Source organism: Chromohalobacter sp. 11-W, assembly GCF_029889905.1.
Taxonomy (GTDB): domain Bacteria; phylum Pseudomonadota; class Gammaproteobacteria; order Pseudomonadales; family Halomonadaceae; genus Chromohalobacter.
Genome location: NZ_JARANZ010000007.1, coordinates 33,471 through 60,068 on the forward strand (window position 1 = coordinate 33,471; position 26,598 = coordinate 60,068).

At 63.3% G+C, this 26,598-nt stretch carries 22 protein-coding genes; 12 read left to right on the forward strand and 10 right to left on the reverse strand.

What is annotated here, in order from left to right; translation table 11 throughout:
- The first annotated feature begins 87 nt into the window (after positions 1–87).
- Genes mnmC through OP494_RS11080 form a run of 3 tightly spaced genes read left to right on the forward strand, consistent with a single transcriptional unit; the run spans position 88 to position 4,483 of the window.
- The gene (gene mnmC, locus OP494_RS11070) at positions 88–2,175 is read left to right on the forward strand and encodes a bifunctional tRNA (5-methylaminomethyl-2-thiouridine)(34)-methyltransferase MnmD/FAD-dependent 5-carboxymethylaminomethyl-2-thiouridine(34) oxidoreductase MnmC (protein WP_280540802.1); all 2,088 of its coding nucleotides are present in this window, start codon (positions 88–90) and stop codon (positions 2,173–2,175) included.
- Entirely contained in the window at positions 2,172–4,217 is a 2,046-nt protein-coding gene (gene ligA, locus OP494_RS11075) for an NAD-dependent DNA ligase LigA (RefSeq protein ID WP_280540803.1), read from the forward strand. The genes mnmC and ligA overlap by 4 nt, the downstream gene beginning before the upstream one ends.
- On the forward strand, positions 4,214–4,483 hold the full coding sequence (locus OP494_RS11080; protein WP_040239721.1) for a YheU family protein: 270 nt from the start codon (positions 4,214–4,216) through the stop codon (positions 4,481–4,483). Before ligA ends, OP494_RS11080 begins: the two co-directional genes overlap by 4 nt.
- Before the next feature lie 95 nt (positions 4,484–4,578).
- Here the strand turns inward: OP494_RS11080 and OP494_RS11085 are convergent, their stop codons facing one another.
- Entirely contained in the window at positions 4,579–5,895 is a 1,317-nt protein-coding gene (locus OP494_RS11085; RefSeq protein WP_075369495.1) for a 2-hydroxycarboxylate transporter family protein, read from the reverse strand.
- 207 nt (positions 5,896–6,102) lie between these two features.
- On the opposite strand from OP494_RS11085, the gene dcuS reads away from it, so the two are divergent.
- Both dcuS and OP494_RS11095 read left to right on the forward strand, forming a co-directional pair.
- On the forward strand, positions 6,103–7,728 hold the full coding sequence (dcuS, locus tag OP494_RS11090) for a DcuS/MalK family sensor histidine kinase (protein ID WP_280540804.1): 1,626 nt from the start codon (positions 6,103–6,105) through the stop codon (positions 7,726–7,728).
- Between the two features lie 21 nt (positions 7,729–7,749).
- Entirely contained in the window at positions 7,750–8,490 is a 741-nt protein-coding gene (locus tag OP494_RS11095) for a response regulator (protein WP_040239717.1), read from the forward strand.
- Between the two features lie 120 nt (positions 8,491–8,610).
- Here OP494_RS11095 and zipA read toward each other — a convergent pair whose 3' ends face one another.
- Both zipA and smc read right to left on the reverse strand, forming a co-directional pair.
- Complete coding sequence (gene zipA, locus OP494_RS11100) at positions 8,611–9,936, reverse strand: cell division protein ZipA (protein WP_280540806.1); 1,326 nt, start codon at positions 9,934–9,936, stop codon at positions 8,611–8,613.
- A 197-nt stretch (positions 9,937–10,133) separates the two neighbouring features.
- A complete protein-coding gene (smc, locus tag OP494_RS11105; RefSeq protein ID WP_280540807.1) occupies positions 10,134–13,628 on the reverse strand; it encodes a chromosome segregation protein SMC in 3,495 nt (1,164 codons plus the stop codon).
- Between the two features lie 181 nt (positions 13,629–13,809).
- Between smc and OP494_RS11110 the strand changes: the two genes are divergently transcribed.
- Both OP494_RS11110 and OP494_RS11115 read left to right on the forward strand, forming a co-directional pair.
- A complete protein-coding gene (locus OP494_RS11110; RefSeq protein WP_280540808.1) occupies positions 13,810–14,283 on the forward strand; it encodes a LexA family transcriptional regulator in 474 nt (157 codons plus the stop codon).
- Positions 14,283–14,906 carry a YigZ family protein gene (locus OP494_RS11115; RefSeq protein ID WP_280540809.1) on the forward strand — a complete coding sequence of 208 codons (624 nt, stop codon included), beginning with the start codon at positions 14,283–14,285 and terminating at the stop codon, positions 14,904–14,906. Before OP494_RS11110 ends, OP494_RS11115 begins: the two co-directional genes overlap by 1 nt.
- Here the strand turns inward: OP494_RS11115 and OP494_RS11120 are convergent.
- From OP494_RS11120 to OP494_RS11130, 3 genes are all read right to left on the reverse strand, one after another.
- A complete protein-coding gene (locus OP494_RS11120) occupies positions 14,898–16,220 on the reverse strand; it encodes a sodium ion-translocating decarboxylase subunit beta (protein ID WP_280540810.1) in 1,323 nt (440 codons plus the stop codon). The two genes, OP494_RS11115 and OP494_RS11120, sit on opposite strands and share 9 nt — an antisense overlap.
- Before the next feature lie 10 nt (positions 16,221–16,230).
- On the reverse strand, positions 16,231–18,057 hold the full coding sequence (gene oadA / locus OP494_RS11125; RefSeq protein WP_280540812.1) for a sodium-extruding oxaloacetate decarboxylase subunit alpha: 1,827 nt from the start codon (positions 18,055–18,057) through the stop codon (positions 16,231–16,233).
- Positions 18,058–18,118: 61 nt separating this feature from the next.
- Positions 18,119–18,364: an OadG family protein gene (locus tag OP494_RS11130; RefSeq protein WP_280540813.1), complete on the reverse strand. Its 246-nt coding sequence runs from the start codon at positions 18,362–18,364 to the stop codon at positions 18,119–18,121.
- Positions 18,365–18,454: 90 nt separating this feature from the next.
- Here OP494_RS11130 and OP494_RS11135 point away from each other — a divergent pair, with 90 nt between their 5' ends.
- Together OP494_RS11135 and OP494_RS11140 are read left to right on the forward strand one after the other, a co-directional pair.
- A complete protein-coding gene (locus OP494_RS11135; protein WP_280540814.1) occupies positions 18,455–19,477 on the forward strand; it encodes a tRNA-dihydrouridine synthase family protein in 1,023 nt (340 codons plus the stop codon).
- Positions 19,478–19,555: 78 nt separating this feature from the next.
- A complete protein-coding gene (locus OP494_RS11140) occupies positions 19,556–20,266 on the forward strand; it encodes a phosphatase PAP2 family protein (protein ID WP_280540815.1) in 711 nt (236 codons plus the stop codon).
- On the opposite strand, the gene OP494_RS11145 is transcribed toward OP494_RS11140, so the two are convergent.
- Positions 20,249–21,430 (reverse strand): GGDEF domain-containing protein, encoded by a 1,182-nt coding sequence (locus OP494_RS11145; protein ID WP_280540816.1) that lies wholly within the window; start codon positions 21,428–21,430, stop codon positions 20,249–20,251. The two genes, OP494_RS11140 and OP494_RS11145, sit on opposite strands and share 18 nt — an antisense overlap.
- A 241-nt stretch (positions 21,431–21,671) precedes the next feature.
- Positions 21,672–22,769, reverse strand: a complete 1,098-nt coding sequence (locus OP494_RS11150) for a GGDEF domain-containing protein (protein ID WP_280540817.1) — start codon at positions 22,767–22,769, stop codon at positions 21,672–21,674.
- Between the two features lie 349 nt (positions 22,770–23,118).
- Here OP494_RS11150 and OP494_RS11155 point away from each other — a divergent pair, with 349 nt between their 5' ends.
- Positions 23,119–23,523, forward strand: a complete 405-nt coding sequence (locus OP494_RS11155; protein WP_280540818.1) for a DoxX family protein — start codon at positions 23,119–23,121, stop codon at positions 23,521–23,523.
- A gap of 30 nt (positions 23,524–23,553) precedes the next feature.
- Here OP494_RS11155 and OP494_RS11160 read toward each other — a convergent pair whose 3' ends face one another.
- Together OP494_RS11160 and OP494_RS11165 are read right to left on the reverse strand one after the other, a co-directional pair.
- Positions 23,554–24,243, reverse strand: coding sequence for a uracil-DNA glycosylase family protein (locus OP494_RS11160; RefSeq protein WP_280540820.1), 690 nt, complete (start codon positions 24,241–24,243; stop codon positions 23,554–23,556).
- Between the two features lie 92 nt (positions 24,244–24,335).
- Positions 24,336–24,776 (reverse strand): VOC family protein, encoded by a 441-nt coding sequence (locus OP494_RS11165; RefSeq protein WP_280540821.1) that lies wholly within the window; start codon positions 24,774–24,776, stop codon positions 24,336–24,338.
- A gap of 115 nt (positions 24,777–24,891) precedes the next feature.
- On the opposite strand from OP494_RS11165, the gene OP494_RS11170 reads away from it, so the two are divergent.
- Together OP494_RS11170 and OP494_RS11175 are read left to right on the forward strand one after the other, a co-directional pair.
- Positions 24,892–25,431 (forward strand): DNA-3-methyladenine glycosylase I, encoded by a 540-nt coding sequence (locus tag OP494_RS11170; protein ID WP_280540822.1) that lies wholly within the window; start codon positions 24,892–24,894, stop codon positions 25,429–25,431.
- 43 nt (positions 25,432–25,474) lie between these two features.
- Positions 25,475–26,548, forward strand: coding sequence for a metal-dependent hydrolase (locus OP494_RS11175; protein WP_280540823.1), 1,074 nt, complete (start codon positions 25,475–25,477; stop codon positions 26,546–26,548).
- Positions 26,549–26,598: the final 50 nt, after the last annotated feature.

Genomic DNA, 26,598 nt, shown 5'->3' on the forward strand with positions numbered 1-26,598 from the left:
GCGGACGCCTTCTTCGATAGCGGTCGTCACGCCGCCTTGCCAATTTCGATCAATTTTTAACCAGCTTCCACGTCCTTGCCGAGAGCCATGTCGCCGCCTCCGTCTCCCTTGCCGCCACTGACCGCACTAAGCGCCCCCGATCTGGAATGGCGCGCCGACGATGTCAGCGACGCGCCCTATTCCAGCGTCTACGACGATGTGTATTTCTCGCGTCACGACGGCCGCGCCGAGACGACGCATGTCTTCATCGAGGGCAATCGCCTGCCCGAACGCTTCGCCGCGTGGCGGGAAGCGCGTCCCTTCGTGATCGGCGAAACCGGCTTCGGCACCGGCCTCAATATGCTCTGCGCCTGGATGTGTTTCGAGCAATACGCCTCCGCCGAGGCGCGGCTGCACCTTGTCTCCACCGAGAAGTATCCTCTGCCGCGCGACGCGCTGGCGCGAGCACTGGCGATCTGGCCCGAGCTGGCCGCGCATGCTCGCCCGCTGATCGATCAATGGCCTGAACCGCTCAGCGGTGTACACCGACTATGGCTTTCCGAGCGCGTCACCCTGGACCTGCACTTCGGCGACGCCGCCGAGCGGCTGACGCGCCTCGATGGCCGTGTGGACGCCTGGTTTCTGGATGGCTTCTCGCCGGCCAACAACCCAGACATGTGGCAAGCGGCGCTTTACGAGGCCATGGCCACCGTCAGTCGCCCGGGGGCGAGCTTCGCCACCTTCACCTGCGCCGGCGTGGTCAAGCGCGGCCTGCGCGCCGCCGGTTTCGCCTGGCGCAAGGCACCGGGCTACGGACGCAAGCGCGAGATGCTGTGCGGCGAAATCGCCGAGCCGCCGCATGACACACGGCGCGCGACAACGCCTTGGTACACACCGCCCGAAGTCGCCCCCGCGCGGCATGTGGTGGTCATCGGCGCGGGGCTCGCCGGCACCAGCGTGGCCGCCGCCCTGGCGCGGCGCGGTGTTCGCGTCACGCTACTCGAACGTGACCACACCGGTGCGGGCGCTTCCGGCAATCGTCAGGGGGCGCTTTACGTCAAATTGGCCGCCGAAACCAATTCGCAAAGCCGCGTCTACCTCGCCGGCTTGCTGCATACTCGGCGCTGGCTGGCGACGCTCGACCCCGAGCGTCGCCAACTGTGGAGCGACTGCGGCGTGCTGCAACTCGCCCCCGACGCCAAGGAAGCCAAACGCCAGCAGCGCTTTCTCGAGCATCACAGGCTGCCCGAGAGCGTGGTCCGGGGCGTCGATCAAGCCGCCGCGAGTCGCGCCGCCGAGACGCCTCTTAACACCTCGGGACTGGCTTATCCCCAGGCCGGCTGGGTGCGTCCCGATGCGCTCTGCCGCCACCTGGCCGCCCACTCGGGGATCACCTTCCATCAAGGCGAAGCACGCACGCTCGAGCGCGACGCAGACGACGCCGGGTGGCGCATCGCCCTAGCCGACGGCACGGCGCTCGAGGCCGATCAAGTGGTCGTCGCCACCGCCCATGAGGCCCCCACGCTGGGGCCACTGGCGGGGCTTCCACTCCAGCCCATTCGTGGCCAGCTCACCCATCTGCCGGTGCCGCCCGACGCTCCAACGCTGGCCCGCGTGGTCTGCGCGGGAGGCTATGTCTCCCCGGCCCTGGACGGTGTTCTGAGCCTGGGAGCGACGTTTGCCCCCGGTGATACCGATACCACGCCGCGTGCGGCCGACCACGCCCGCAATCTGGCCGAATTCGAGGCCACCCTGCCCGCCTTCGCCGAGGCGCTACGCGCCGCTGGTGCCACGCTCGACCCCGCGGCCTGCGAGGCGCGCGTCAGCCTACGCGCCGCCAGTCCGGACAAGTCGCCCTATGCCGGTCCGGTACCCGTGCGCGAGGCCTGGGTCGACGACTACGCCGTGCTCGGCAGCGATGCACGCCGCATACCCGATACGCCAGGACAGCATCACCCCGGCTTATGGATCAGTGCCGCGCATGGCTCGCGAGGACTGGCCAGCGCGCCGCTTTGTGCCGAGGTCATCGCCTCGCGATTGTGCGACGAACCCCTGCCGCTGGAGCGCGAGCTCGCCGATCATCTACACCCCGGTAGACGTCTGATTGCCGATATCATCCGGGGAAACGCTACACTGTCGGCATCACCCGTGCGCGACGAACCCCCGACGTCACCGAACACCACCGAGACACCATGAGCCAGATTTCCCCAGCGACCCGTGAACGGGCCGATGCCCTGCGCCAGCAGTTGGAAGACGCCAACCATCAGTACTATGTCGAGGACGATCCACAGATCACCGACGCGGAGTACGATGCCCTGCTGCGCGAACTGCAGTCACTCGAGGCCGAGCACCCCGAGCTGAAGACGCCGAATTCCCCCACGCAGCGCGTCGGGGCGGCCCCCGCCGAGCGTTTCGAGGAAGTGACTCATGCCGTCCCCATGCTATCGCTGGACAACGCCTTCGACGACGCGGAGCTGGCGGCCTTCGTCAAGCGCGTCGCGGACAAGCTCGAGTGCGACGGCGACACGCTCACGTTTTGCTGCGAACCCAAGCTCGACGGCCTGGCGGTGGCGCTGGTCTATGAGAACGGACGACTGGTCCAGGGCGCCACGCGCGGTGACGGGCGTACCGGAGAAGACGTCACGCTCAATCTGCGCACCATCCGCTCGATCCCGCTCAAGTTGCGCGGCGACTCGATTCCACCGCTGATCGAGGTGCGCGGCGAGGTCTATATGCGCCACTCGGGGTTCGAGGCGCTCAACGCTCGCGCCCGCGAAAACGGCGACAAGGTATTCGCCAACCCGCGCAACGCCGCCGCCGGCAGCCTGCGCCAGTTGGATTCCTCGATTGCCGCCGCGCGGCCGCTGGAGTTCTGCGCCTATCAGGTCGCCCGGCTCGAGGGCGAGGATGACGCGCACTCGCATTCCGATTATCTCAAGCGCCTGCGAACGCTGGGCTTTCGCACCAGCCCATTGCTCGACGTGGTCAAGGGCGAGCGCGGCGTGATCGACTTTTGCCATCGGTTGGGCGAGCAGCGCGAAGGCCTCGACTACGACATCGACGGCGCCGTGCTCAAGGTCGATAGCCTGCGCGATCAGCGCGAGTTGGGCTTCGTCTCGCGAGCGCCGCGCTGGGCCATCGCCTACAAGTACCCCGCTCAGGAGCAGACCACCACGCTCAACGACGTGGTCTTCCAGGTGGGCCGTGTCGGCACACTGACGCCGGTGGCCAAGCTCGAGCCGGTCCAGGTGGCCGGTGTCACCGTCGCCAATGCCACCTTGCACAACATGGACGAGATCGAACGCCTGGGCGTGCGCATCGGAGACACCGTCATCGTACGGCGCGCCGGCGACGTCATCCCCCAGATCGTAGGGGTCGTCGAGTCGCAGCGACCGGCCACGACACGCGCCATCGAGATGCCCGAGCACTGCCCGGTATGCGGCTCGCAGACCGAGCGCCTCGAAGGCGAGGTCGCGGCGCGCTGCTCCGGCGGGCTGTTCTGCCCGGCCCAGCGCAAGGAGGCGCTGAAGCACTTCGCCAGCCGCCGTGCGCTGGATATCGACGGCCTGGGCGAGAAGCTGATCGACCTGCTGGTCGAGCGCGAATGGGTCAAGACACCGGCGGACCTGTTCCGGCTCGAGGCCGAGCGGCTTGCCGAACTGCCCCGGCTGGCGGAAAAGTCCGCCAACAACCTGGTCAACGCGCTGGAAGCCGCCAAGCGCACCACGCTGGCGCGTTTCATCTACGCCGTCGGCATCCGTGAAGTGGGCGAGGCCACCGCCGCGAGCCTGGCACGCCACTTCGGCTCGCTGCAGGCCTTGTCGGAGGCGTCCCTGGAGGCGCTGGAAGCGGTCGAGGACGTGGGGCCGGTCGTCGCCCGGCATATTCACACCTTCTTCCGTCAGCCCCACAACCAGGAAACGCTCGAAGACCTTCAGGGGGTCGGCGTCACGTGGGAGGAGGTCGAGATCGCCGGCCGTCCCCAGCCGCTCGCCGGCCAGACCTGGGTGCTGACCGGTACCCTGGAAAGCATGACCCGCGATGACGGCAAGGCGCGCCTACAGGCGCTCGGCGCCAAGGTCTCAGGCAGCGTCTCCAAGAAGACCGCCGGCGTGGTCGCTGGCGAGGCAGCGGGCAGCAAGCTGGAGAAGGCCCAGAACCTGGGCGTGGAGGTCATCGACGAGCGTGAGTTCCTGCAACGACTCGCCGAGTGGGAAAACGCGGAGGAAAACCAATGAGCGGACGTTTCATCGAAGTGCCCTACCGCATGCTGCCGGCCGACACACTGGATGCGTTGCTGGAGGGTTTCGTCACCCGCGAAGGCTACGACACCACCGATGAAGGCGAAGGCATGACGGCCTGGGTACGTGAGCTCAAAGGCCAGCTCGAGCGCGGTGAGTTACTGATCGCCCATGACCTGCAAACGGAGACCACCGAGGTCATGACGCTGGCTCAATGGCATGCGTTCGGACGCCAGCTAGCCGACGACGAGGAAGAAGGCTGAGTCGCCTCCCGTGTGCCTAGCGTAAAACGACAACGGCGCCCTCCCCGGGGCGCCGTTGATCGTTTCGTCGGATGCCGAATCCGGTGAAGAACGCGTCAAGTAAAGAACATCGGCACGAGGATGCTGGAGATCAGCAGGATCAAGGCGCCCCCCAGACGCGAGGAGATCTGCGCGAAAGGCATCAGTTGCATGCGCTTGGCGGCGGAGAGCACCGCGACGTCGCCGGTACCGCCCATATTGGCCATGCACAGCCCCGCGGTGATCGCCGACTCGACGGGATAGAAGCCCACCAGCTTGCCGACCAGCCCGGCGCCGAAGGCAGCCCCGGCCACTACGGCGAGTACGATCATCACATAGGTCGGCGTAATGGCATCGATCACCTGGCCGAGATCGGTATAGGCGATGCCGATCCCGAACAGCAGTGCGAAGGTCCAGTTCTTGGCGACGAACTGGAACCACTGCGAGGCGGACTCATTGATGCTCTCCGGTACCACGTTGGCGATCTTGAGCACCGCCACCAGGATGATCATCAGCGCATAGGGATGCAGCGGGATGAAGCTACCCAGAATCTGCCCGGCGGTGAAGAACGTCAGCGCGGCGACGACACCGATACCCAGCTTGGAAAGGTCGAAGGTGCTCTTGCGCTCCTCGATTTCCACGCCCGGCATCATCTGTCCGTTGCCCGTCAGTTTCGGGAAGCGCTTGGCTAGGCCATTGAGCAGACCCGCGATGATGATCGCGAAGACGTTACCCAACGCCAGCGCCGGCACCAGAATCGAGATGTAGTAGCTCGCCGGCTGACCGAGAAGCTGCTCATAGATCTGGCTCATGGGCACCGCGCCCGCGCCCATGCCACCACCGAGAATCGGCAGGGTAATCACCACCAAGGCATCCTGCATCGAGAAACCCATCACGGCGCCGACGATCACTGCGAACAAGCCCGCGAAGAACACCGCGCAGAGCAAGGGCAGCGCATAGCGCGATCCGACCTTGACCAGCACCTTGGAATCCATACCCAGGATACTGCCGGTGATCAAAGCGGCAATGTAGAAGTTGAGGAAGCCACCGCTTTTCATGAAGGTGGTGACATTATCGGTGATACCGGCAGGCAGCCAGCCCACATAGACCAATGCGGCCGCGCCGAAAATGGCCAAGATCGCACCACCGCCCAGGTAGGACTTGATGATCGGCAGGCGATCACCGATGAAGCCTAAGAGTTCACCGAGTATCATCATGACCAGCAAGGCACCAATCATGCCGCTAGGCAGCGTGTCGGTGAGCATGGCCACGACCATGACGGCGAAAGCGATGAAAAAGACCGGCAGTGGCATGCCGAAGATGCGCAACGTACCCAGCGCGCTCGAAGCGTGCTGGGTATCGTCCAGGCTTTGTGTAGCGGCACTGGTATTCATTGGCGTGCTCCCATGTGTTGGAATCCGCCCGCGCGGGCGGAGAACGTGAACGCCGCCGAGGATAAGCCGCACGTGCCGTGAACCAAGCTTTGCCAACTTATTAAAGCGTTTTGAAATTATTGAAAACGACGACCTTGTATCCGGCATAGCACGTCACGCTTGGGTATTACACCAAGGTCGAAAATCACCTTATATGGCCCGATGCGCATGCCCCGCTTGCCGACTGTTCGTCTCAATGTGCTGATCTCGCTACTCGTTGCCTCGACGGTGATCGTTACGCTGGGCGTGGCGTTGTGGATGTTCGATGCCACCCTGCGCGACACACAGGAAGACGCCCAGGCGGCTCGCGTCACCGATATCGCCCAGGTCGTGGCGTCGCGACGGCGTGTCGTCAATGTGCTGCAGGAGTCAGGAGAAAAGCGCGACTTTGCCACCGATAGCGACGTACAACGGGAGATAGACGCCTTGCGCCAGCGTCTGGACGTGGATTTCATCGTGGTCATGAATCCCCATGCCATTCGTCTCACGCACCCCGATCCAACGCGTATCGGCGAGCATTTCCAGGGTGGCGACGAAGGCCCGGCACTGCAGGGCGAGCATTATGCCTCGCGGGCCGAGGGTACCCTGGGCGTCAGCATTCGCGGCTTTGCCCCGGTACGCAACGCGACCGGCGAAGTGATCGGCGCCGTCTCGGTGGGGGTGACACTGGATACGCTGGGCGCCCGCCTGGCCGATAACCGCCTGCACATGGTGCTGGGCATCGCGCTCTTGATGATTCTTGGCACCCTCGGTGCCAGTTGGCTGGCACGTTACATCAAGCGTGTGCTGATGGGCCTAGAGCCGCACCAGATCACGCGCTTGGTGGAAGAACGCCAGGCGATTCTCGGCTCGGTGCACGAAGGTATTCTCGCGGTGGATGTCGCCGGGCGTATTACCCTGACCAACGCCGCCGCCTGCTCACTGCTAGACCAAGCGGGCCTTGAAGTGCCGGCGCTGGGTACGCCAATCACCGATTACCTGCCACAGAGCGGGCTGCCGGATGTACTGCAAAGCGGCGAGGCTTCGCTCGACCAGGAAGTCTTCATCAACGGCCAGGCGCTGCTCGCCAATCGCATGCCGATTCGCCATCAGGGCCAAGTAATCGGGGCGGTGGCCACCTTCCGTGACAAGAGCGAAGTGCGCCTACTCGCCGAGGAATTGACTGGTGTCCGACGTTACGCCGAAGCCCTACGTGCGGCGACGCACGAGTTCAAGAACAAGCTGCACGTCATGCTCGGCCTAGTGCAGCTCGAGGCCTACCCCGACCTGGCGCGCTACCTGCGCGACGTAGCGAACCACCAAGTAGCGCCAGGCGCGGCGCTGGTCGAAGGCATCGGCGAGCCGGTGCTGGCAGGCTTTCTGCTCGGCAAGCAGAGCGAGGCCCGCGAGCGCGACATTACCTTGACGGTAGATGTCGAGGACACCATCCCCGCGCCGCGAGCCCCCGACATGATCCACACCCTGGTCATCGTGCTGGGCAATCTGCTGGAGAACGCCTTCGACGCCGTCGACGAGCAACACGAGCGCCAGGTCACGCTGACCATGGGCGTCGACACCGATTTGTTGTCTTTGCATGTACAGGACACCGGCCCCGGCATCCCCGAGGCCATGCAGGCACACGTCTTCGCCAGCGGCACTTCGTCCAAGGGACGTCAACGCGGCCTCGGGCTCGCGATGGTGCGCGAGCATGTCGAAGCGCATGACGGTACCCTGGCGCTGTATTCCGAGCCCGGGCGAGGCACCTTGATCGAGGTCGCCCTGCCTTATCCCGTTTCGTCCACCACCGAGAATTGAGCGAGCAATGAGAACGCCGGCATGAGCGATACGCCACTGCAAGTACTCATCGTCGAGGATGATCCCATGGTCATGCGCCTCAACGTCGAATACCTCAACCGACTCGAGGACGTCGCGCTGGTCGCGCAATGCGGCGATGTCCCCGGTGCCCTGGACGTGCTGGAGCGCGACGCCGTCGACGTCATCCTGCTCGACGTCTATCTTCACGGCCGCAACGGGCTGGAAATCGTCCGTTACCTGCAGCGGCTGGGCCGCGACATCGATGTCATCCTGATCACCGCCGCCAACGAGACCGAGACCGTGCGCGCCGCGAGACGCCTCGGCGTGCGCGATTATCTGGTCAAACCCTTCGACTTCGAGCGCTTCAAGGTCGCTGTCGATGCCTGCCGTCGCGTGCGTGCCACCCTCGAGCGCCTCCCCGAACAAGCCGATCAACGCGACCTCGACCGGCTCTTCCAGCCCGCCAGGCCACACCAGACGCGTAGCGATGGGTTGCCCAAGGGGCTGACGACACCCTCATTGGCGCAAATCGCTCAGGCCATCCTGAGCCTCGACGAGGAAACCTTCACTACCGAAAGCCTGATCCCGGCCACCGGCATGTCCCGCGTCTCGGTGCGCAAATATTTGAAATACCTGACCGAGCACGGCTACCTCGGCGAGTCTTTCCACTACGGGCAGGTAGGACGCCCCTCGTTCACCTACCGCTGCCTGGATACCAACGCCCTGCAAGGGCTCCTCACGGCTAATCGCACGACACCATGACAACGGCCATCGACATGCATAAAAAAACGAGGCCCCGAAGGGCCCCGCTAGTTTTCAAGAGCGGCCGTCCTAAAGAACAAGCATCAGCGAGAACAGGCAAGAATCGCGATGCTAACGCTCTCAATTCGCCTGATAGCGATGCAGGCGATGGCGGCGCTCGAATTCCTGCACGCGCTGACGAGCGAATTCCACCGTCTGCGCAGTCATCACGCTACGGTTTTCGTCCTTCAGCTCGCCGCTGAGATTGCGTACCAGCACCATGGCAGTTTCGAACATGGCCTCGAACGCCGCCGCGCTGTCATGCGCGCTAGGCAACGGCATCAAGAACGTCACACCCGGCGTCGCGAACTCGTCCATGTCATCGAGATCGAACACGCCCGGTTTGAGCACATTGACCATCGTGAACTGCAAGGCGCTGGCGTCCGACTCGGTCTCGAAACGGTGGAAAACCCCCATCTCATGACAGTACCGCAACCCGCAGGCCAGCATCAGATTGAGCAGGTCCGGGCCTTGGAAACCTGCCTCATCGCGTGACAGCACGCTGATGACGATGACTTCTTCGGCGTCGGACAAGGCCTCGCGTGCGCGATCGGCATGTACCGGATTACGCTTGGCACGCTCTATCGCCGGATGATCGGTGACCACCTCGCGATGCGCCGTATGTTCCTCGGCACGCACAGACTCCTCAGCACGCGCTGGCTCCTCGACAGACGCTGACTGCGAGGATACCTCGGCCTCTTCGTCCGAGGCACTGACCGCCGGTGGCTCGTCAGGCATTGCCCGTCGCGTGGACGCTTCCTCGCGCCGACGCGGCGCCTCGTCCATTGCCGGACGCCCCGCATCGGCGCGGGCCGAGTCGGGCGCAGGCTCTCGCGCCGATGAGGACCCAAGCGTCGGCTCGTGATGTGGATGCTCGTCATCAGTCAGATGCTCGTCATCGTAGTCACGAGGCGCCGTGAAGCGCTGGGCCGAGGCACTCATACGCTGAGCCCCCGCGCGTACGGCATCCTTCATGCCCTGCATGCCGGAACGCTTACCTTCCGGAGCATCATCCCGGTCCCGTTGCGCATTGCCCTCATGAGCATTGTCCTTATAAGCATGGTCTCGGCCACGCTTGAACACGCTGGGCTTGAGCTTTTCTTCAGGAATTCGCTCCTGGCGCAAGGGCGATTCCGGTCGTACCGGTTCACGCTCCTCGCTACGATCGAAGGTGGCATTACGCACGACACGCGCACCTCCATTGGGCAATTCCCGCCGGACCTCAGCCTCACGGGCCGCTTTTTCCGGATCCTCTTCCTCGGCGTCCCAGCCCTCGGATCCCCGACTATTCGTTGCCTGGTCGAGGCGCGGGACGCGGCGCTGGCGCTGGAGCCGACGCACACCGTCGATCACGATGGTCGTCACCAGTACCAGCCCCAGGATGATTAGCCACTCTCTTAGTTCCATGGGTCGTCTTGCCTGTTCGCTATTGGCGCCATGATTAAAACTCGTTCGTGAAGAAGCATAGCGCGATTAACAAAAAAAGGGCCACTTTTTTTGAATGTCAAGTAGGTCCCTTAGCTCAGAGCAATCACCCTTCAATATCCCTGTCGAGGCTCACACAATAGTGTTGGTAACCCTTTTGGCGATTTTCTGCAAGTCGTTCATGCGTCTGCCAGGGTCGCCGCCTCGTCGATTCCTACCGATACCAGCCGGGATACCCCGGCTTCCTGCATGGTCACGCCCATCAATCGTTCGGCCGCTTCCATGGCAATCTTATTGTGTGTGATGTAAATGAACTGAACACTCTCGGACATTTCTTTCACCAGCTTGGCGTAACGTCCCACGTTGGCATCATCCAACGGTGCATCGACTTCGTCGAGCATACAGAATGGTGCCGGGTTAAGCTGAAAGATAGCAAATACCAGCGACAATGCCGTAAGTGCTTTTTCACCCCCCGACAGCAGATGAATGGTGGTGTTTTTCTTGCCCGGTGGGCGCGCCATGATGGCCACCCCCGTCTCTAACAAATCGTCGCCGGTTAGCGTCAACCATGCGGCCCCACCGCCGAAGACCTTGGGAAAAAGTTCGCCGAAGCCGTCATTGACCTGATCGAAAGTCTGCTTGAAACGCGTCCGCGTTTCCTGATCGATACGTCGAATCGCCTTTTCCAGAGTCTCGATGGCCTCGCTCAATTCGGCATGCTGGGCCTCGAGATAGTCACGACGCTCGGCCTGCTGGTCGTACTCCTCGATGGCCGCCAGGTTGATGGCGCCGAGACGGCGGATCTTATCGCCGAGCTCGTCGAGCCGGGTCTGCCAAGCCGATTCGGTGGCGTTGGGATCGAGCCCTTCACGCAACGCGTCGACATCGTGCCCGAGTTCTTCGAGGTGTTCATCCTGCGTATCGGCTTTCAGCGTCAGGGCTTGCACCTGCATACGCGCTTCTTCGAGCTTGCCGCGTAGACCGTCGAGGTTGCGTTCGTGTTGCTGACGCGTGGCCTCGGTGTCGCGCAATGTCTCGGCCAACTGATGGGCGCGATCGCGCGAGGCGTTGAGCGTCGCTTCCTCGCGACTGCGCCGGTCGAGCAATTCGTCGAGCCGTTCCCGCGTTTCCTCTTCCGGTTCACGCAAGGTGGCGCGCTGCTCTTCGAGCATGGCGAGTTTTTCGGCCAGACGCTCACGCTGATCGCGCGAGCGCGCATGCTGCTGATCGAGCCCCGAGCGCTCCGTCTCCAAACGCTGACGCTCCATCGCCAGGTGTTGCTGGCGCTCGCGCGCAGGCGCTACCTGCTGGCGTAGGGATTGCGCTTTTTCTCGCGAGTCGCGACGCTGATTTTCCAGTCTCTCGCGGGTCTGACTGTTGGCGTCCACGTCGCTCATCGCCGCCTGCCAGCGCTCACGCGTTTCCTCGAGTTCCAGGCGTCGCTCGGCATGGCGCTCGACGAGCTGCGCCACATCGTCATCGAGCTCACGGGAGCGTGCGTCGAGCTGTTCCAGACGGCTCGCCAGCCCGGCCTCGCGCGAGGCCACCTGCTGGCGACGCTGCCCAAGATCGCGCTCCTGAAGACGCAGCGATTCGAGTTCCGCCGCCGCGTGTTCCACCGCTTCACGCGCGACCTGCAAGGTCTCCTCAAGCGTCTCGAGCGAGGCTTCGAGCGCCGCGATATCGGCCTGCAGTGCCTCACGTCGACGGCGCTGAACCAGCACCCCATCATCGGATGCCGACTCGCCACGCCGGCGTACCCAATCCGGGCCCAACCATAGCCCGCCAGGGGTGATCACGCTCTCGCCCTCCGCCAAGCGCGTGCACATTGCCCAGGCGGCCTCCTCATCGGCGGCGCAGTGAATGCCATTGAGCCAAGTGCCCAGCGCCCCGGCGCCGTCGACCTGTGCCCTCAATGTGCCGGCCACCGGCGCCACGTCATCGCCACCCAGCAAGGCCAATTCAGCAGGCGGAGCGTCGGCGACGATCTCGGCCATGGCGGACGACGACGCGAGACGCGCCTTGAGCCATGGCGCCAGGGCCCAGGCCACGACCGTCTCCCAGGGTGCGGCGACCTCCAGCCGTTCGGCCAGGCGCGGGGCCTCGGCCAGGTCGTGATGTGCGAGATGCGACTCCAGGGCGGCGTCGTCATCGGTCAAGGCGGCATCGAGCAATGCCTCCACCGAGGCCAGCTCGCCCTGCAGGCGGCTCAGCTGCGAACGCTGAGTGTCGCGCTGGGCTGCTGCTTCGTCGAGGCGTGTCTGGGCGTCCTCGCGCTGTTGCTGCAAGCGTTCGCGCTGGCTTTCCAGTGCTTCCTGATCGAGATCCAGTGCCTCGAGTTGCTCACGCAGTTCACCGCGCTCGCCGCGCAACGCCTCGACATCGGGCAGTTCCTGGCGTTGCTGGCGACGCTTGCCGATCTGATCGTCCAATTCGGCGATGGCGTTTTCGAGGCGACGAACGTCGTCCTGGGCACGCTCGGCCCCGTGCGCCACATCACGATCGCTTTCGTTGAAACGCTCCCACTCTTGTTGCGCGGTGGTGGCTTCTTCGTCGGCGGCGTCCAGCGATTCCTGCAGCATCTCCAGCGTTTCCTGGGCCTCTTCAAGCTCGGGGGCGATGCTTTCCAGACGCTCGTCCAAGGCCGCACGGCGCTCGTCGTCCTGGGACCCCAACTGTTCGAGTTCGCTCAGCTCGCGGCGCGCGTCCTCGATATCCTGGGCGAGTTGCTGATCGCGCGAACGCGCATGCTCGATGGACTGCTCGATCCGCGCGATCTCGGCGCCAGTCTCATAGAAGCGGGCTTGATGGGTCTCCAGCTCGGCGGCGACCTCATCGTGCGCCAGACGCGATTCTTCCAAACGACTTTCGCATTGGCGCTGGCCGAGGATCTCGTGCTCGACCTGATTTTCCAGCTCGCGGACGTGCTGTTCCTGAGTATGCTGCTGGGTCCGAAACGCCCGCGTACGCAGCAGCGCCAGCTCGCCCTTGAGGCGATATTCCTCGTCTTTCAGAGTCTGGTAGCGCCGCGCGGCATCGGCCTGGCGCTTCAAACGCTCGAGCTGCTTATCGAGCTCTTCGCGAATGTCGTCGAGGCGGTCGAGGTTCTCCTGAGTGCGGCGCAAGCGATTCTCGGTTTCGCGGCGGCGTTCCTTGTACTTGGAAACACCCGCCGCTTCCTCCAGTGTCGAGCGCAGCTCCTCGGGGCGCGCCTCGACCAACCGCGAAATCATGCCCTGGCCGATGATGGCGTAAGAACGCGGCCCCAGCCCCGTGCCCAGGAAGAGATCGGAAATATCGCGACGTCGGCACTTCTGGCCGTTGAAGAAATAGTTGGATTGGCTGTCGCGGGTGACCTGGCGCTTGACGGAGATTTCGGCGTACTGGGCGTAAGCGCCGCCCATGGTCCCGTCACTGTTGTCGAAGACCAGTTCGATGGACGCCTGCCCCACCGGCGAGCGCCCGGTGGAGCCGTTGAAGATGACATCGGTCATCGACTCGCCGCGCAGCGTCTTGGCGGAGGATTCGCCCATCACCCAGCGCACGGCGTCGATGATGTTCGACTTGCCGCAGCCATTGGGGCCGACGATGGCGGTCATGTTGCCGGCGAACGGCACATTGACCGCATCGACGAACGACTTGAAGCCGACCAATTTGATGGACGTGAGGCGCATGCGCTGCCGGAATTCCCCAGGATGAGTCGCGGCCCGATGCTCGAGCCATGCATGAGAGCCCGCAGTCTATCCGAGGCGCGGGCGCGGCCCAAGCCCCTTTACCAACTCCATATCGCCAGCGGGATTTGCCGCCTCGCCCCGCCTTGCTATGATGCCGCAGGATCATCCGAGGGAGAGGGTCATGTCGCACGTTACGCCGCACTACCTGCAACGCCTGCCGAACCTGCCACTATCGGACGCCGCCTGGGAAGAGATCGACGCCACCGATTTCGTCGAGATTCCCCTGTTGGGCGTGGTCGCGGCCGGGCTGCCCATGGAGGCCTGCCTCGACGACGCGGCCATTCACGTGCCGTCGCGCATGGTTCGACGCAATACCTATGCCTTGCGCGTGCGCGGCGATTCGATGATCGACAGCAACATCTTCGATGGCGATATCATCATCATCGAGCGCTTCGAGTCGGCCGAAAACGGCGAAACCGCCGTGGTACAGATCAACAATCAGGAAGTCACACTCAAGCGGCTTTATATCGAAAAATCCGGTGTGCGCCTGCAACCCGCCAACGATGACATGCCGCCCATCTATCTCAAGAACGACGATGTACAAGTACTGGGTCTGGTGATGGGCGTGATGCGTCACGCGCCCACGAGTCACTGATGCGCTACGCGATTCCCGACCTCGCATCCGGTGAGCATCGCTACCATGAGATCGAAATCGAGAAGAGCCGCTTCATTACCTGGACGGCTTTTATCCCCGATATCGCCAGTTTCGACGCGTTGCTGGCGCAAGCGCGGGCCGCTCATCCCCACGCTAGCCATCACTGCACGGCCTATATCGCCGGTGCGCCCGGTGAGCAGAACGCCATTGGCTTTTCCGACGATGGCGAGCCCGGCAGTACCGCGGGGCGGCCCATGTATCAGGCGCTGGAAGGCTCGGGGCTGGGGCAGGTCGGCTGTGTGGTGATTCGGTACTTCGGCGGCACCAAGCTGGGCACCGGCGGCCTGGTCCGCGCCTATACGCAGGCGGTCGTCCAGGCACTCGAGGGCCTGCCACGGCGCTCCTTCATCGAGCGTCGAACGCTGCGGATACGCATCGATTTCGCCGGCGAGGCCATCGCCCGCGAGTGGCTCGCCACGCAGGATGCGCTCATCGAGAGCGCCGATTACGACGCCGACGGCGTGACGCTCGACATCGCCTGGCCCCGCGAACGCGACAGCGACCTGAGCGAGCTGACCTCACGCCTCAAGGGGCGCCTCACTCCGCTCGACGCTTTAACCTAGATACTTGATCATCACCCCCGCCGCCACCGCCGAGCCGATGACGCCCGCCACGTTGGGCCCCATGGCGTGCATCAGCAGGAAGTTCTGTGTGTTGTAGCGCAGTCCCTCCTTGTTGGAGACACGCGCAGCCATGGGGACCGCCGAAACGCCGGCCGAGCCAATCAGCGGATTGATCGGCTCGCGCGTCAGTCGGTTCATCAGCTTGGCCATCAGCACGCCGCAAGCAGTGCCGATGCCGAAGGCCACCACGCCCAGGCCCAGGATGCCCAGCGTCTCCATGGCGAGGAACTTGTCGGCCACCAGCTTGGAGCCCACCGAGAGCCCCAGGAAGATGGTGGTGATATTGATCAGGGCGTTCTGGGTGGTATCCGACAGTCGCTCGACCACACCGCACTCGCGCATCAGGTTGCCGAAACAGAACATGCCCAGCAGCGGCGCGGCATCCGGCAGGCACAACGCGACCAGGATCAGCAGTACCAGGGGAAAGAAAATCTTCTCGGTCTTCGACACCGGCCGCAGCTGCGTCATGGCGATGCGACGCTCCTTGGCGGTGGTCAGAGCACGCATGATCGGCGGCTGGATCAACGGCACCAAGGCCATGTACGAATAGGATGCCACGGCGATCGCACCCAGCAACTCCGGCGCCAGTAGACTCGACACGTAGATCGAGGTGGGGCCGTCGGCGCCGCCGATGATGCCGATGGCGGCGGCTTGCTTGAGCGAGAAATCCATCCAGCCCAGCGTCGTCATGCCCACCGCGCCGAGCAACGTGGCAAAGATACCGAACTGCGCGGCGGCGCCCAGGAACAGCGTCTTGGGGTTGGCCAAAAGCGGACCAAAGTCGGTCATCGCCCCGACCCCCATGAAGATCACCAACGGCGCCACGCCGGAGGCGATCGCCACGTTGTAGAAGTTGTACAACATACCGTTGGCGTAGCCGGCGCCTTCCGCCACGTCACCGGCCGCGCGCAGCATCGCCGGTGCGGTATCGCCCTGCAACGCCTGATTCAAGCTCGCGCGCCATACGGCCGGCCCCGCCCCGGGGTCCACACTCACATTGAGCGCCCCGCCCAGGGCATGGAGTACCTCGGCATTACCCAGGTGCACGGCCTGTTCCGCCGCCGACAGCGCCAGCCCCGCCTCGGGGATGTTGGCAAGAATGCCCCCGAAGCCGATGGGCACCAGTAGCAGCGGTTCGAAACCCTTGCGGATGGCCAGGAACAGCAACACCAGACCGACGACGATCATCGCCGCCTGGCCGAGGGTCATGTTGTAGAGGCCCGAGCCTTGCCAAAGGCCTAGCAGTTTATCCATGCGACGCGCCTCACAAACGGATCAATTCATCACCGACGGCGACGCTGTCGCCCTCCTTGACCGCGACGTGGGAGACGCTGCCGGCCGATGCGGCACGGACTTCTGTCTCCATCTTCATCGCTTCGAGAATGATCACCACGTCACCCTCGGCGACGCTATCGCCGGGCGAGACGTTGACCTTGAAGATGTTGCCCGCCAGTGGCGCGGTCACCGGATCGCCACCGCTCGCCGGCGTTGTCGGCGCTTCCTGCGGGGCGGTGGCGGGGGCGACGTCGCGCGAGTCGACGGACGCCACCTCGCCGCCTTCGGCGACTTCCACCACATAGGCCTTGCCGTTGACGGTAACGGTATAGGTTTCGGGTTCGCGAGGAGCGCTTGGCGACGAGGGCGTGACCGGAGACGCCTCACGCGGCTCGTCGGCGGCCTCGGTCAGCGCCTGAGGGGCAGGCTCGAAAGCCTCAGGGTCGTCACGATGAGCGAGGAACTTGAAGCCGATCTGCGGGAACAACGCATAGGTCAGCACGTCGTCGATCTCGCGCTCGCCCTCGGCCAGGCGCACTTTCTCGGTCTCGGCTTTGTCCTTGAGTTCGCCCGCAAGGCGCTCCATCTCGGGGGCAAGACGGTCGGCGGGTCGACACGTAATCGGCTCACCGCCCGCCAGCGCACGCGTTTGCAAGGCCTCGTCGAAAGGCGCCGGCGCGGCACCGTATTCGCCCTTGAGTAGTGCCTGCACCTCTTTGGAAATCGACTGATAACGACGGCCCATCATCACGTTCATTACTGCCTGCGTGCCCACGATCTGCGAGGTGGGCGTGACCAACGGGATGTAGCCCAGGTCCTCGCGGACACGCGGGATCTCGGTCAGCACCTCATCGAGCTTGTCACTGGCGCCTTGTTCCTTGAGCTGGCCTTCCATGTTAGTGAGCATGCCGCCGGGCACTTGCGCCACCAGGATGCGCGAATCGATACCCCTCAATGAGCCCTCGAAGGCGGCGTATTTCTTGCGCACCTCGCGGAAGTAAGCAGCGATGTCCTCGAGCAGCTCTAAGTCGAGTCCGGTGTCGTGCGGCGTCTCGCGCAACATCGCCACCAACGATTCGGTAGGCGAGTGGCCATAGGTCATCGCCATGGAGGAGATCGCCGTGTCGACGGCGTCGGCACCGGCTTCGATGGCCTTGAGCAACGTCGCTGTGGAAAGCCCCGTGGTGGCGTGGCAATGCAACTGAATGGGCAGCGCCACCGTTTGCTTGAGCCGCGAAACCAATTCATACGCGCTGTAGGGCGTCAGTAGCCCCGCCATGTCCTTGATCGCCAGCGAGTGCGCGCCCATGTCCTCGATGCGCTTGGCCATGTCCAGCCAGCTTTCCAGCGTGTGCACGGGGCTCACGGTGTACGCCAGGGTGCCCTGGGCATGCCCCTCGCAAGCCACCACCGCCTTGAGCGCACGCTCGAGATTGCGCGTGTCGTTCATCGCGTCGAAGACGCGGAACACATCCACGCCGTTGACCTTGGCGCGCTCGACGAAGGTGTCGACCACGTCGTCGGCGTAATGCCGATAACCGAGCAGGTTCTGGCCGCGCAACAGCATCTGCTGCGGGGTATTGGGCATGGCGTCCTTCAGGGCACGGATACGCGCCCAGGGGTCTTCCCCCAGGTAACGGATACAAGCATCGAAGGTCGCGCCGCCCCACGACTCCACCGACCGGAACCCCACGCGATCGAGCTTGTCAGCGATGGGAAGCATGTCGTCGAGACGCATGCGCGTGGCGAATAGGGATTGGTGCGCATCGCGCAGCACCACGTCGGTAATGCCCAGCGGACGTTGAATATCGCTCATGAACCCTTCCTGATGATGGCTAATCCGGAATCTCGGCGCGCCTCGGCAACGCGGGCGTCGTTCAATTGTCGTGATGGCGGCGATAACGCCGCACCGCCGCGCCAATCACCGCCATCAACTCGGGATCATCGGGCGTCGTCGAGGCTGGCGGTGGTGTGGCCGGTCCCGGCGCGGGCGGCGAGAAGCGCGTCACCAGCCGCGACATGCCGCTGGTGACCGCCACCAGCAGCGTCAAGAACACGAAGACGAAGCCCATGCCGAAGGCCATCAGGCTCAACCCTTCCTGAAGCAGTGGCGATGCGGACATTGGCGTTTTCCTTATCGTCCGGGGGTAATGACATAATACCCTGCCCGATTCAGGGGATTTTGCAATGACACCAAGGGTGATGGCGAAGACATGACGCAAGTGGCCAGCGGGCGCATCGGCTTAGCCCCGATGGAAGGTGTGATCGATGTGATCACGCGGGATTTGTTGAGCGCCGACGGGGCGCTCGACTGGACGGTGACCGAATTCGTGCGCGTGGTCGACGCACGTCTGCCGGCGCGCGTGTTCTTGCGTCACTGCCCCGAGCTCGAACACGCCACTTGCGCGACCTCGAACGGTACGCCGGTTCACCTGCAGCTACTCGGTTCCGACCCCGATGCCCTGGCCGCCAACGCGGTGCACGCCCAAGCACTCGGCGCCCGCCAGGTCGATCTCAACTTCGGCTGCCCGGCCAAGACCGTCAATCGCCATGACGGCGGCGCCTCGCTGCTGCGCGACCCCGAGCGCGTCTACCGCGTCGTGCGTGCCGTACATGAGGCGCTGACGCCCCTGGGGATCGATGTCACCGCCAAGATCCGCCTGGGGTTTGACGACAAACGAGTGGCACTCGCCTGTGCCGAGGCTGCCGAAGCCGGAGGCGCAGCGCACCTGGTGGTGCACGCCCGCACCCGTCGCGAAGGATATCGCCCCCCCGCGCATTGGGAGTGGATCGGTCGGATTCGCGCCCGGCTGACGATTCCGGTGATCGCCAACGGCGATATATGGACACTGGAAGACTATTGGAAGGCCCGTACGCTATCGGGCTGCACGGATGTGATGCTGGGACGCGGCATGCTCGCGGATCCCTGGCTGGCGCGGCGCATCAAGCATTGGCAGCGTACTGGCGAGCACTTGCCGGAGACGCCCTGGGCGGTACGTGCCGAAGTGTTGGCGGCCTATGCCCAACGTATGCGTATGCACCTACCGGAAAAGATCGTGGTCTCGCTGCTCAAGCAGTGGCTCAATCAGATGCGTGGGCGTGACGACGAAGCCGCCAGGCGCTTCACCGCCCTGCGTCGCCGTACCGAGTTGCAGGCATTTCTTGACGGTCTAACACCCGTCATGCAGGACGACATCTCTCCCCGCCAGGGGGTCGCCACCGGGATACACGGCTGAACATCGAGTTATCAAACGCTGTTCACAATGATAATGAAGCGTTAGAATACGAGTTTCATCCACCTCGTTTTCAGGCTCATGAAAATCACCCGAATCGCTTGCTACAACATGCTGGGGCTGGCCTTGCTCCTCAGTTGGTGGCTGCCGCATTTTCCCCTCTGGTCGACCCTCGACGACGACATCTTCTGGTTCTTCAATCAAACGCTGTCGATCGCCGACCATCCGCTGTGGACGACACTGGTCGCCGTGCTCAACAACCGTGATTTCGATATTGTCAGCTTCCTGGCCCTGGCCGCTGTCTTCGCATGGGCCATGCGCCAGGACACACGCCCCGAACGCCTGAAACGCTGGGGTGCCATCGGCGTGAGCATGCTAGTCACTGCAGGACTAGTGAGCTTACTGGTCAATAAACTGGTGACCTACGGTCACCCCAGCCCAACCCTGACGCACAATGGGGTTCATCTGTTGTCGCAAGAAGTGAGCTTCGCCACCAAGGATCGCTCGGGCAACAGCTTTCCCGGCGATCACGGCCTGATGCTGATGATTTTTACTGCGTTCATGTGGCATTTCGCGGGACGTCGCGTCGGCCTCGTCAGTGCCGTATTGGCCGTCGCCTTGAGCGCGCCACGCATCATCGGCGGCGGCCATTGGTTCAGCGACGTCTACATGGGGGCACTCGCCATCGCCTTGCTGTTGCTGCCCTGGGTGTTATGTACCTCGCTAGCCAACCGCATGGCCGCCTGGCTGCAGCGCGTTCTCGAGCGCTTCGCTTCACGCCTTGATCACTGAGTCGTCATGGCGGCGAGGCGGTTCGAACGGGCACGCCTCGGCGCCTTCGACGACACACCGGGTCGGCATGGGGGACAACGTGCCGAATGACTCCCAGGACATGACACGATCGCGCCCTGCGCCTTTAGCGGCATACAACCGCCGATCGGCCAAGGCGATCATGGCGCTTAGCGTCGCCGCCTCGTCCTGAGTGGCGAGGCCTTGACTGACGGTCATTCCGAGCGACTTATCCGGCAGCACCAAGGGCTGGTCGCGCACGAAGGTCGCGACGCGCTCGGCGACCGCCATGGCGTCGGCACGCGACGTTCCCGGTAGCAGCAGCATGAATTCCTCACCGCCGTAACGCCCCAACATGTCACCGTCGCGCAAACCCTGGCGCAGGCAATTCACGAGATGGCAGAGCGCCGCATCGCCCGTGGCGTGCCCATGCAGATCGTTGAACCGCTTGAAATGATCGACATCCAGCAGCACCACGGCGAAAGGCCGCTTGGCGCGCTGCCAGCGCTCGGCAATGGCGACGATCGCGCGACGATTGAGAGCGCCGGTCAGCATGTCGTGCAGCGCTTCACGGCGATACGCACGCTCGAGCCGTTCGGTGACGCCTTCCAGTCCCATCAGCACGCCGGCGAATAGCGCCCCCGTCAGCACTAGATTGACCCACAACAGCCACGTCGCCACCGTCGGTGATAGCGCAACCGAGGGCGCACCCTGGTGCATGCTCATCAACAACACGCCGATCACGCCCAGCAGCAACAACGACAACACGATCTTGTAGCTGCGCGGGATCGCGCTGATGTGCAGCACCAGCAATGCCAGGCCCACGTAGAATTCAAAGCCGACGCCGGCGCCGTAGAGACGAATCGACTCGCCAATCAGCAGCAACATCATGCCCCACAGCAAGGCCGCGCCCCAGGCCATGTAGCCCCGATGATGCAGCCCGCGTGCACCCAACGTCATCAAGACGCTGAATAGGACGATCAATACCGGACCAGGGCTTCCTAGCCAGACGAACAGCGGTAGCATCAAGCCGGCATAGGCTACCAACGCCATGGCGTACAGGTGGGCAAAGGTATCGAAATAACGCCGGTATTCCGGCGGCAGGGGGCAATACGGAGGCAGCGATGCGCCTCGGCCTCCCCAGAGACGATAGGTACGTAGCGGCATGATGAGCGAATCCCTTTTTATTGCGTTAGACCACGTCATGCGACGGGCCTTCCCCTGCATCGATTCCCTAGCAAGGTTAGCCATATTCGGCGCATCAAAAGGACGATTCGTGTATGAATTTAGCCGCTTTGCAGCATGAAATTCGTCAAACGCCAAATAAGCAAAATGCCATGTTGTCGCTTCGTTGCGCTAGGGTATCCGTATTAGATGAAACGATGTCTACATAGTATGTCCGGACATGTCACAACGCCGCCGCCGGCCCGATGATTTCCAGGTCACACATGACCAGCTGATCGCGCCCGGCAGACTTGGCGCGATACAAGCGGCGGTCGGCCATGTCGATGAGCGCTTGCAATGACGTGACTTCCTGAGCCGCGGCCATGCCCATGGAGAACGTCACCGGAAGGGTCAACGCTTCCATCCGACACGGCTGGTCCGACAGGCATCGACGAATGCGCGATGCGACCGTGAGCACCTCGTCTCGCGTGCTGTCGGGGAATACGATCAGGAATTCCTCACCGCCTACGCGCCCGAGCCGGTCGTCTTCGCGCAAGGCGCCACGCACTATATACGCCAGGTGACGCAAGACTTCATCGCCCGCGGTGTGGCCATGGGTATCGTTGACCTGCTTGAAGTGGTCGGCATCGAGCAGCAGGAGCGTGAAATCCTGCCCCCGTTGCCACAGCATGTCGGCTTCATGAAAGATGGCGCGCCGGTTGAGCACCGTGGTGAGATAATCGTGGGTAGCGTCGCGTCGAAAATGGTGCTCGCAGCGCTCGGTGATCGCATGCAGCCGCCACAGGATCAGCCCCAGAATCAAAAAGACCATGACCAGATTGGTCAAGCGGATGTCTTCGCGAAAACTTGCGGTTTCAAGCATCCAGGGAGTGGAATGCGGTGCCATCAACAGCGTGGCCAGCGCCACGCTACCGATCGTGGTACTCATCACGATCTTGTAACGGGCCGCCATATCGCTGATCAACATCTCGCAAAGCAGCAAGAAAAAGTAATATTCGAAGCCAGCATCGGGGCCGATCAGCCACACGCTCAGCGTGATCAACACCAGCGTAGCGGTCAGCTTGACGGTCATCGCCCAGGTCAGTCGCAAGCGTCGGTGCAGCATCAACGCCGCGGTATTGGTCGCCACGCAGGCGAGGTTCAAAACAATCAGCAGCGGAATCTGCAAGCCGATCAGCACGCATGCAAACAGCAAATGCCCCAGGCTTGCGAGCACGAAGGTTTGCGCTACCACCTCGTAGCTGCGTCGGTGCTCCAGCGGTAATACCCCCGGCGCACTACACGACCATCCCCAGAGCCGCTGCAAGGCCCTTGAAGTCATCTTGGATATCCCTTTGTACCCGCGTACCGTTGCGTGATTCGCAACGTAGCGTCCTCGCCTCCGCCCCCTTTTCGGTGGACCTCAGGGCAAGGATCGTTATTTGACGCCACCGGATGACGGCCTTATCCGCCAGTATCGGTGCCAATATCTGCAAGGATCCGCTTCCAGCGGCATTTGCTAAGAAAGCTTAGTTAATGCGCACCAAAGTGCTAGTAAAACGTAAATAAATGTTACTAAGTATCGTGACTGGTGAGCGGCGCGCGAACATGCGAAAGTTCACACGCCTTGCCCGGCTAGATGCCGGTTTCATACGACTGCCGGTTTCACACGACTAAAGGATGCCGAGCCTATGCAACGACTGCTGCATCATGATGACCTGGGAAAACTGATTCTGCGCCTGGCCGTGGGTGGGCTGATTCTGTTGCACGGCATCGACAAGCTCTTGTCGCCTGCCAGCATCACCGACATCGGCAATATGCTCGACGCCATGGGCGTCCCGGTCTTTCTCGCGTATGGGGTACTCATCGGGGAGATCATCGCGCCGTTGATGGCCATCTTGGGCTGGCAGGCACGCATCGGCGGCCTGTTGATGGCCGGCGACATGCTGGTGGCGTTTATCCTCGTCCACCACGACGAGTTGCTGACGCTCAATGCGCAAGGCGGCTGGACGCTAGAGTTGCAGGGCATGTTCCTGTGCGGTGCCCTGGCGATCATGTTCATGGGCAGCGGGCGCTTGGCGATGCACCCTGACTAATCCGGCGCCTTATACCACTCCTCCCACTACTCAGTGGGCGCACTCCAGAGCAGCGAGGCGTGCCTCCAGCAATGCCGGAAAGCGCTTGAACCAGGTTTGATTGAGAGGTGAGGGATGCGGCAGCGGCGCCAGCTGGAACTCGGCACTACGCCCGTCAGGGAGTGACAGCATGGTGGTATGCAGCGCCTCGAAGCGGTCCTCGCGAGCCCAGAACGCCTCCAGTTCACGCTTGATCTCGCGCGACTGGCCGATGGCGAACCACAAGAACGCCTCGCGCCCCAGAGTAATCAAAGTGCGACCTTGCCAGTGAGCGATCAAAAGCTCCGCCATCAAGGGCTGAAAGCGCTTCTTGACCGCCATCGACCACGCCTTGTTGCCGACCGGCTTGTAGGGCACGGTGTTGGCCCAGAAATAACGCTGCCCCACGGCGAGCGAGGCCTCGAAATCGGGCAGTGCCTCCCCGTGCAGATGCTTGTACAACCCGGCGCGCACCTTCTGGCCCCCGCTGCCCACGAAGGGTGCGCCATGCACGACCTCCTGACGGCCGGGGTCACGTCCGAAAATGCCCACCGGCGCGTCGCGTGGGCCCAAGCCGATGATCGGCTCCAGCGGGTCACGCCGATTGGTGAGGTAGACATCGCGGTCGATGCCGTCGAGCGTGTCGGCTTCACGGCGAAATGCATCGCGCAACGCCGCGGGGAGGGTCACGTCTTGTGACATGCTTGGCATCCTTTCCAGCTCAAGAAGGTCGTTCAGCCTCCAGCGATAGTCGCGCCCCATCCATCGCGGGAAGGGGCGCGGCACGTGGCGGCTTACCAGCTACCGGTATTTTCCATCGACGCCCACGGTTCCTGAGCGGGCAACGCATCGCCCTTTTGCAACAACTCCACGGAAATGCCGTCCGGCGAACGGACGAAAGCCATGTGGCCGTCGCGCGGTGGGCGATTGATGGTCACGCCGTTATCCATCAGGTGCTGGCACAAGGCGTAGAGATCGTCGACACGATACGCCAGGTGGCCGAAGTTGCGGCCGCCGGTATAAGTCTCCGGGGCCCAGTTGTAGGTCAGCTCGACTTCTGGAGCCTTTTGCTCGCGCGAACGTTCTTCGTCCTCCGGCGCGGCGAGGAACACCAGTGTGAAGCGGCCCTTTTCGTTCTCCTTGCGTCGCACTTCCTTGAGGCCCAGCAGGTCACAGTAGAAACGCAGCGAGGCGTCGAGATCGGCAACACGGACCATCGTGTGCAGGTACTGCATGGTAAGCTCCTCATGATGTTATGCAGGCTAAACGTCTATGGTAAACCAGCCCGCCGGTCACGGCGAATTCATCACCGGCAGGGCGATTCGTCAACACCCGCGAGGCACACTTCCCATGAGTACGTATTGCGACCATGCCCCTGGCCATCCCTTTCATGGGCCTTATCACGACCACGAATATGGATTTCCCGTGCGCGACGACGACCGGCTCTTCGAGCGCCTGATTCTGGAAATCAATCAAGCCGGCCTTTCCTGGCTGACGGTGCTCAAGAAACGCGAAGCGTTTTCGGCGGCCTTCGATGACTTTGCCGTGGCACGCGTCGCCGCCTACGACGATACGCAAAGGGCGCGTCTGCTTGCGGATGCAGGTATCATCCGCAATCGGCGCAAGGTCGACGCCGCGATTCACAATGCCAACGTCGTGCTCGCCTTGCAGACGTCTCACGGCAGTTTCGCCGACTGGCTCGACGCGCATCATCCGCTCGCGTTGTCGGAATGGGTGACGCTATTCAAACGCACCTTCCGCTTCACCGGTCCGGAGATCGTCAACGAGTTTTTGATGAGTACCGGCTATCTGCCGGGCGCCCATCGCGAAGACTGCCCGATCCAGCATCAGGTACGCGCACAACGGCCGCCGTGGCTAAACACCGCATGAACGCCTACCGGCAAAACGCCGCCTCAAGGGGAGATCACAGCGCATGGATTCACTGACGCAGGCCTGCCTCGGTGCCGCCATTGGCGGCACCGTGCTGGGCCGCCGTCTAGGACGCAAGGCCGTCATCGCCGGCGCCGTGCTCGGCACGTTGCCCGATCTCGACGTGGTCATCGACTATGGCGACGCCGTGGCCGATTACACCTATCATCGGGGATTCAGCCATTCCCTGTGGGTACTCGGCGCCCTTGCCGTGCTGCTGACCGGGCTGGCCCGAGCAGGCGAGCGTTGGCGTCAAATCTCGCCGCCCATCGGCACATGGCGCTGGGGCTTGCTGTTTGGCAGCTGCCTGCTGACACATCCAATGCTGGATGCCTTCACCACCTATGGCACCCAACTCTGGTGGCCGATGACGACGCCACCCGTGAGTTGGCACAGCATTTTCATCATCGACCCGCTTTTTACGCTGCCGTTGCTGGTGGGCGTCGTCGCCACCCTGATCAAGGGCTATTCGCCTCGCCTGCTGGGCTGGGGACTGACGTTGGCGTGTTTTTATCTAACGTTCGCCGTCGCAGCACAGAACACAGTGGACGCACGCATCGGCCCGAGCCTGGCCAGCCAAGGGCTCGAGGACGCCCCGCGTCTGGTCCAGCCGACGCCCTTCAACACCCTGCTCTGGCGCGTTACGGTGGTCGAGGACGACGCCTACTACGAAGGCGTCGTGAGCCTCTTCGATGGCCACACACCGATGGCGCTGACCCGCCTGCCGCGTGGCGGCGAATGGCAGGATGCCGCGTTGGCGACGGCGGCCGGGCGGCGTCTTGCATGGTTCGCCGGGCCTTTCCTGCGCTATCGCACCGAGGAACGCCAGGGCACCACCCAGTTGATTGCCACCGATCTGCGGCTGGGCACGCCCGGTTATCACATGTTCAACTTCACGCTTGCCGAACACGGCGCCGATGGCTGGCACCCCATCGACAGTGAACGTGTTGCCGGCGCGCGTCCCGATAGGAAAGCCTTCGCCTCGCTGTTTAGCCGTGTGTTCGTGCCGCAGGCCGGCACCTGCTTGTCACTGGACGAGCGTCAGGCGCAGTGCCTCATGCCAGGCGTCTCGCCCTGACACGAAGAAGGCGGCTCACCATGAGCCGCCTCCTGCGTTGTTTCGCTACT

Bases quoted from the DNA above. Each gene is read 5' to 3' on its own strand.
- mnmC (WP_280540802.1), top strand. From the start codon at position 88: ATGTCGCCGCCTCCGTCTCCCTTGCCGCCACTGACCGCACTAAGCGCC.
- ligA (WP_280540803.1), top strand. From the start codon at position 2,172: ATGAGCCAGATTTCCCCAGCGACCCGTGAACGGGCCGATGCCCTGCGC.
- OP494_RS11080 (WP_040239721.1), top strand. From the start codon at position 4,214: ATGAGCGGACGTTTCATCGAAGTGCCCTACCGCATGCTGCCGGCCGAC.
- OP494_RS11085 (WP_075369495.1), bottom strand. From the start codon at position 5,895: ATGAATACCAGTGCCGCTACACAAAGCCTGGACGATACCCAGCACGCT.
- dcuS (WP_280540804.1), top strand. From the start codon at position 6,103: ATGCCCCGCTTGCCGACTGTTCGTCTCAATGTGCTGATCTCGCTACTC.
- OP494_RS11095 (WP_040239717.1), top strand. From the start codon at position 7,750: ATGAGCGATACGCCACTGCAAGTACTCATCGTCGAGGATGATCCCATG.
- zipA (WP_280540806.1), bottom strand. From the start codon at position 9,936: ATGGAACTAAGAGAGTGGCTAATCATCCTGGGGCTGGTACTGGTGACG.
- smc (WP_280540807.1), bottom strand. From the start codon at position 13,628: ATGCGCCTCACGTCCATCAAATTGGTCGGCTTCAAGTCGTTCGTCGAT.
- OP494_RS11110 (WP_280540808.1), top strand. From the start codon at position 13,810: ATGTCGCACGTTACGCCGCACTACCTGCAACGCCTGCCGAACCTGCCA.
- OP494_RS11115 (WP_280540809.1), top strand. From the start codon at position 14,283: ATGCGCTACGCGATTCCCGACCTCGCATCCGGTGAGCATCGCTACCAT.
- OP494_RS11120 (WP_280540810.1), bottom strand. From the start codon at position 16,220: ATGGATAAACTGCTAGGCCTTTGGCAAGGCTCGGGCCTCTACAACATG.
- oadA (WP_280540812.1), bottom strand. From the start codon at position 18,057: ATGAGCGATATTCAACGTCCGCTGGGCATTACCGACGTGGTGCTGCGC.
- OP494_RS11130 (WP_280540813.1), bottom strand. From the start codon at position 18,364: ATGTCCGCATCGCCACTGCTTCAGGAAGGGTTGAGCCTGATGGCCTTC.
- OP494_RS11135 (WP_280540814.1), top strand. From the start codon at position 18,455: ATGACGCAAGTGGCCAGCGGGCGCATCGGCTTAGCCCCGATGGAAGGT.
- OP494_RS11140 (WP_280540815.1), top strand. From the start codon at position 19,556: ATGAAAATCACCCGAATCGCTTGCTACAACATGCTGGGGCTGGCCTTG.
- OP494_RS11145 (WP_280540816.1), bottom strand. From the start codon at position 21,430: ATGCCGCTACGTACCTATCGTCTCTGGGGAGGCCGAGGCGCATCGCTG.
- OP494_RS11150 (WP_280540817.1), bottom strand. From the start codon at position 22,769: ATGACTTCAAGGGCCTTGCAGCGGCTCTGGGGATGGTCGTGTAGTGCG.
- OP494_RS11155 (WP_280540818.1), top strand. From the start codon at position 23,119: ATGCAACGACTGCTGCATCATGATGACCTGGGAAAACTGATTCTGCGC.
- OP494_RS11160 (WP_280540820.1), bottom strand. From the start codon at position 24,243: ATGTCACAAGACGTGACCCTCCCCGCGGCGTTGCGCGATGCATTTCGC.
- OP494_RS11165 (WP_280540821.1), bottom strand. From the start codon at position 24,776: ATGCAGTACCTGCACACGATGGTCCGTGTTGCCGATCTCGACGCCTCG.
- OP494_RS11170 (WP_280540822.1), top strand. From the start codon at position 24,892: ATGAGTACGTATTGCGACCATGCCCCTGGCCATCCCTTTCATGGGCCT.
- OP494_RS11175 (WP_280540823.1), top strand. From the start codon at position 25,475: ATGGATTCACTGACGCAGGCCTGCCTCGGTGCCGCCATTGGCGGCACC.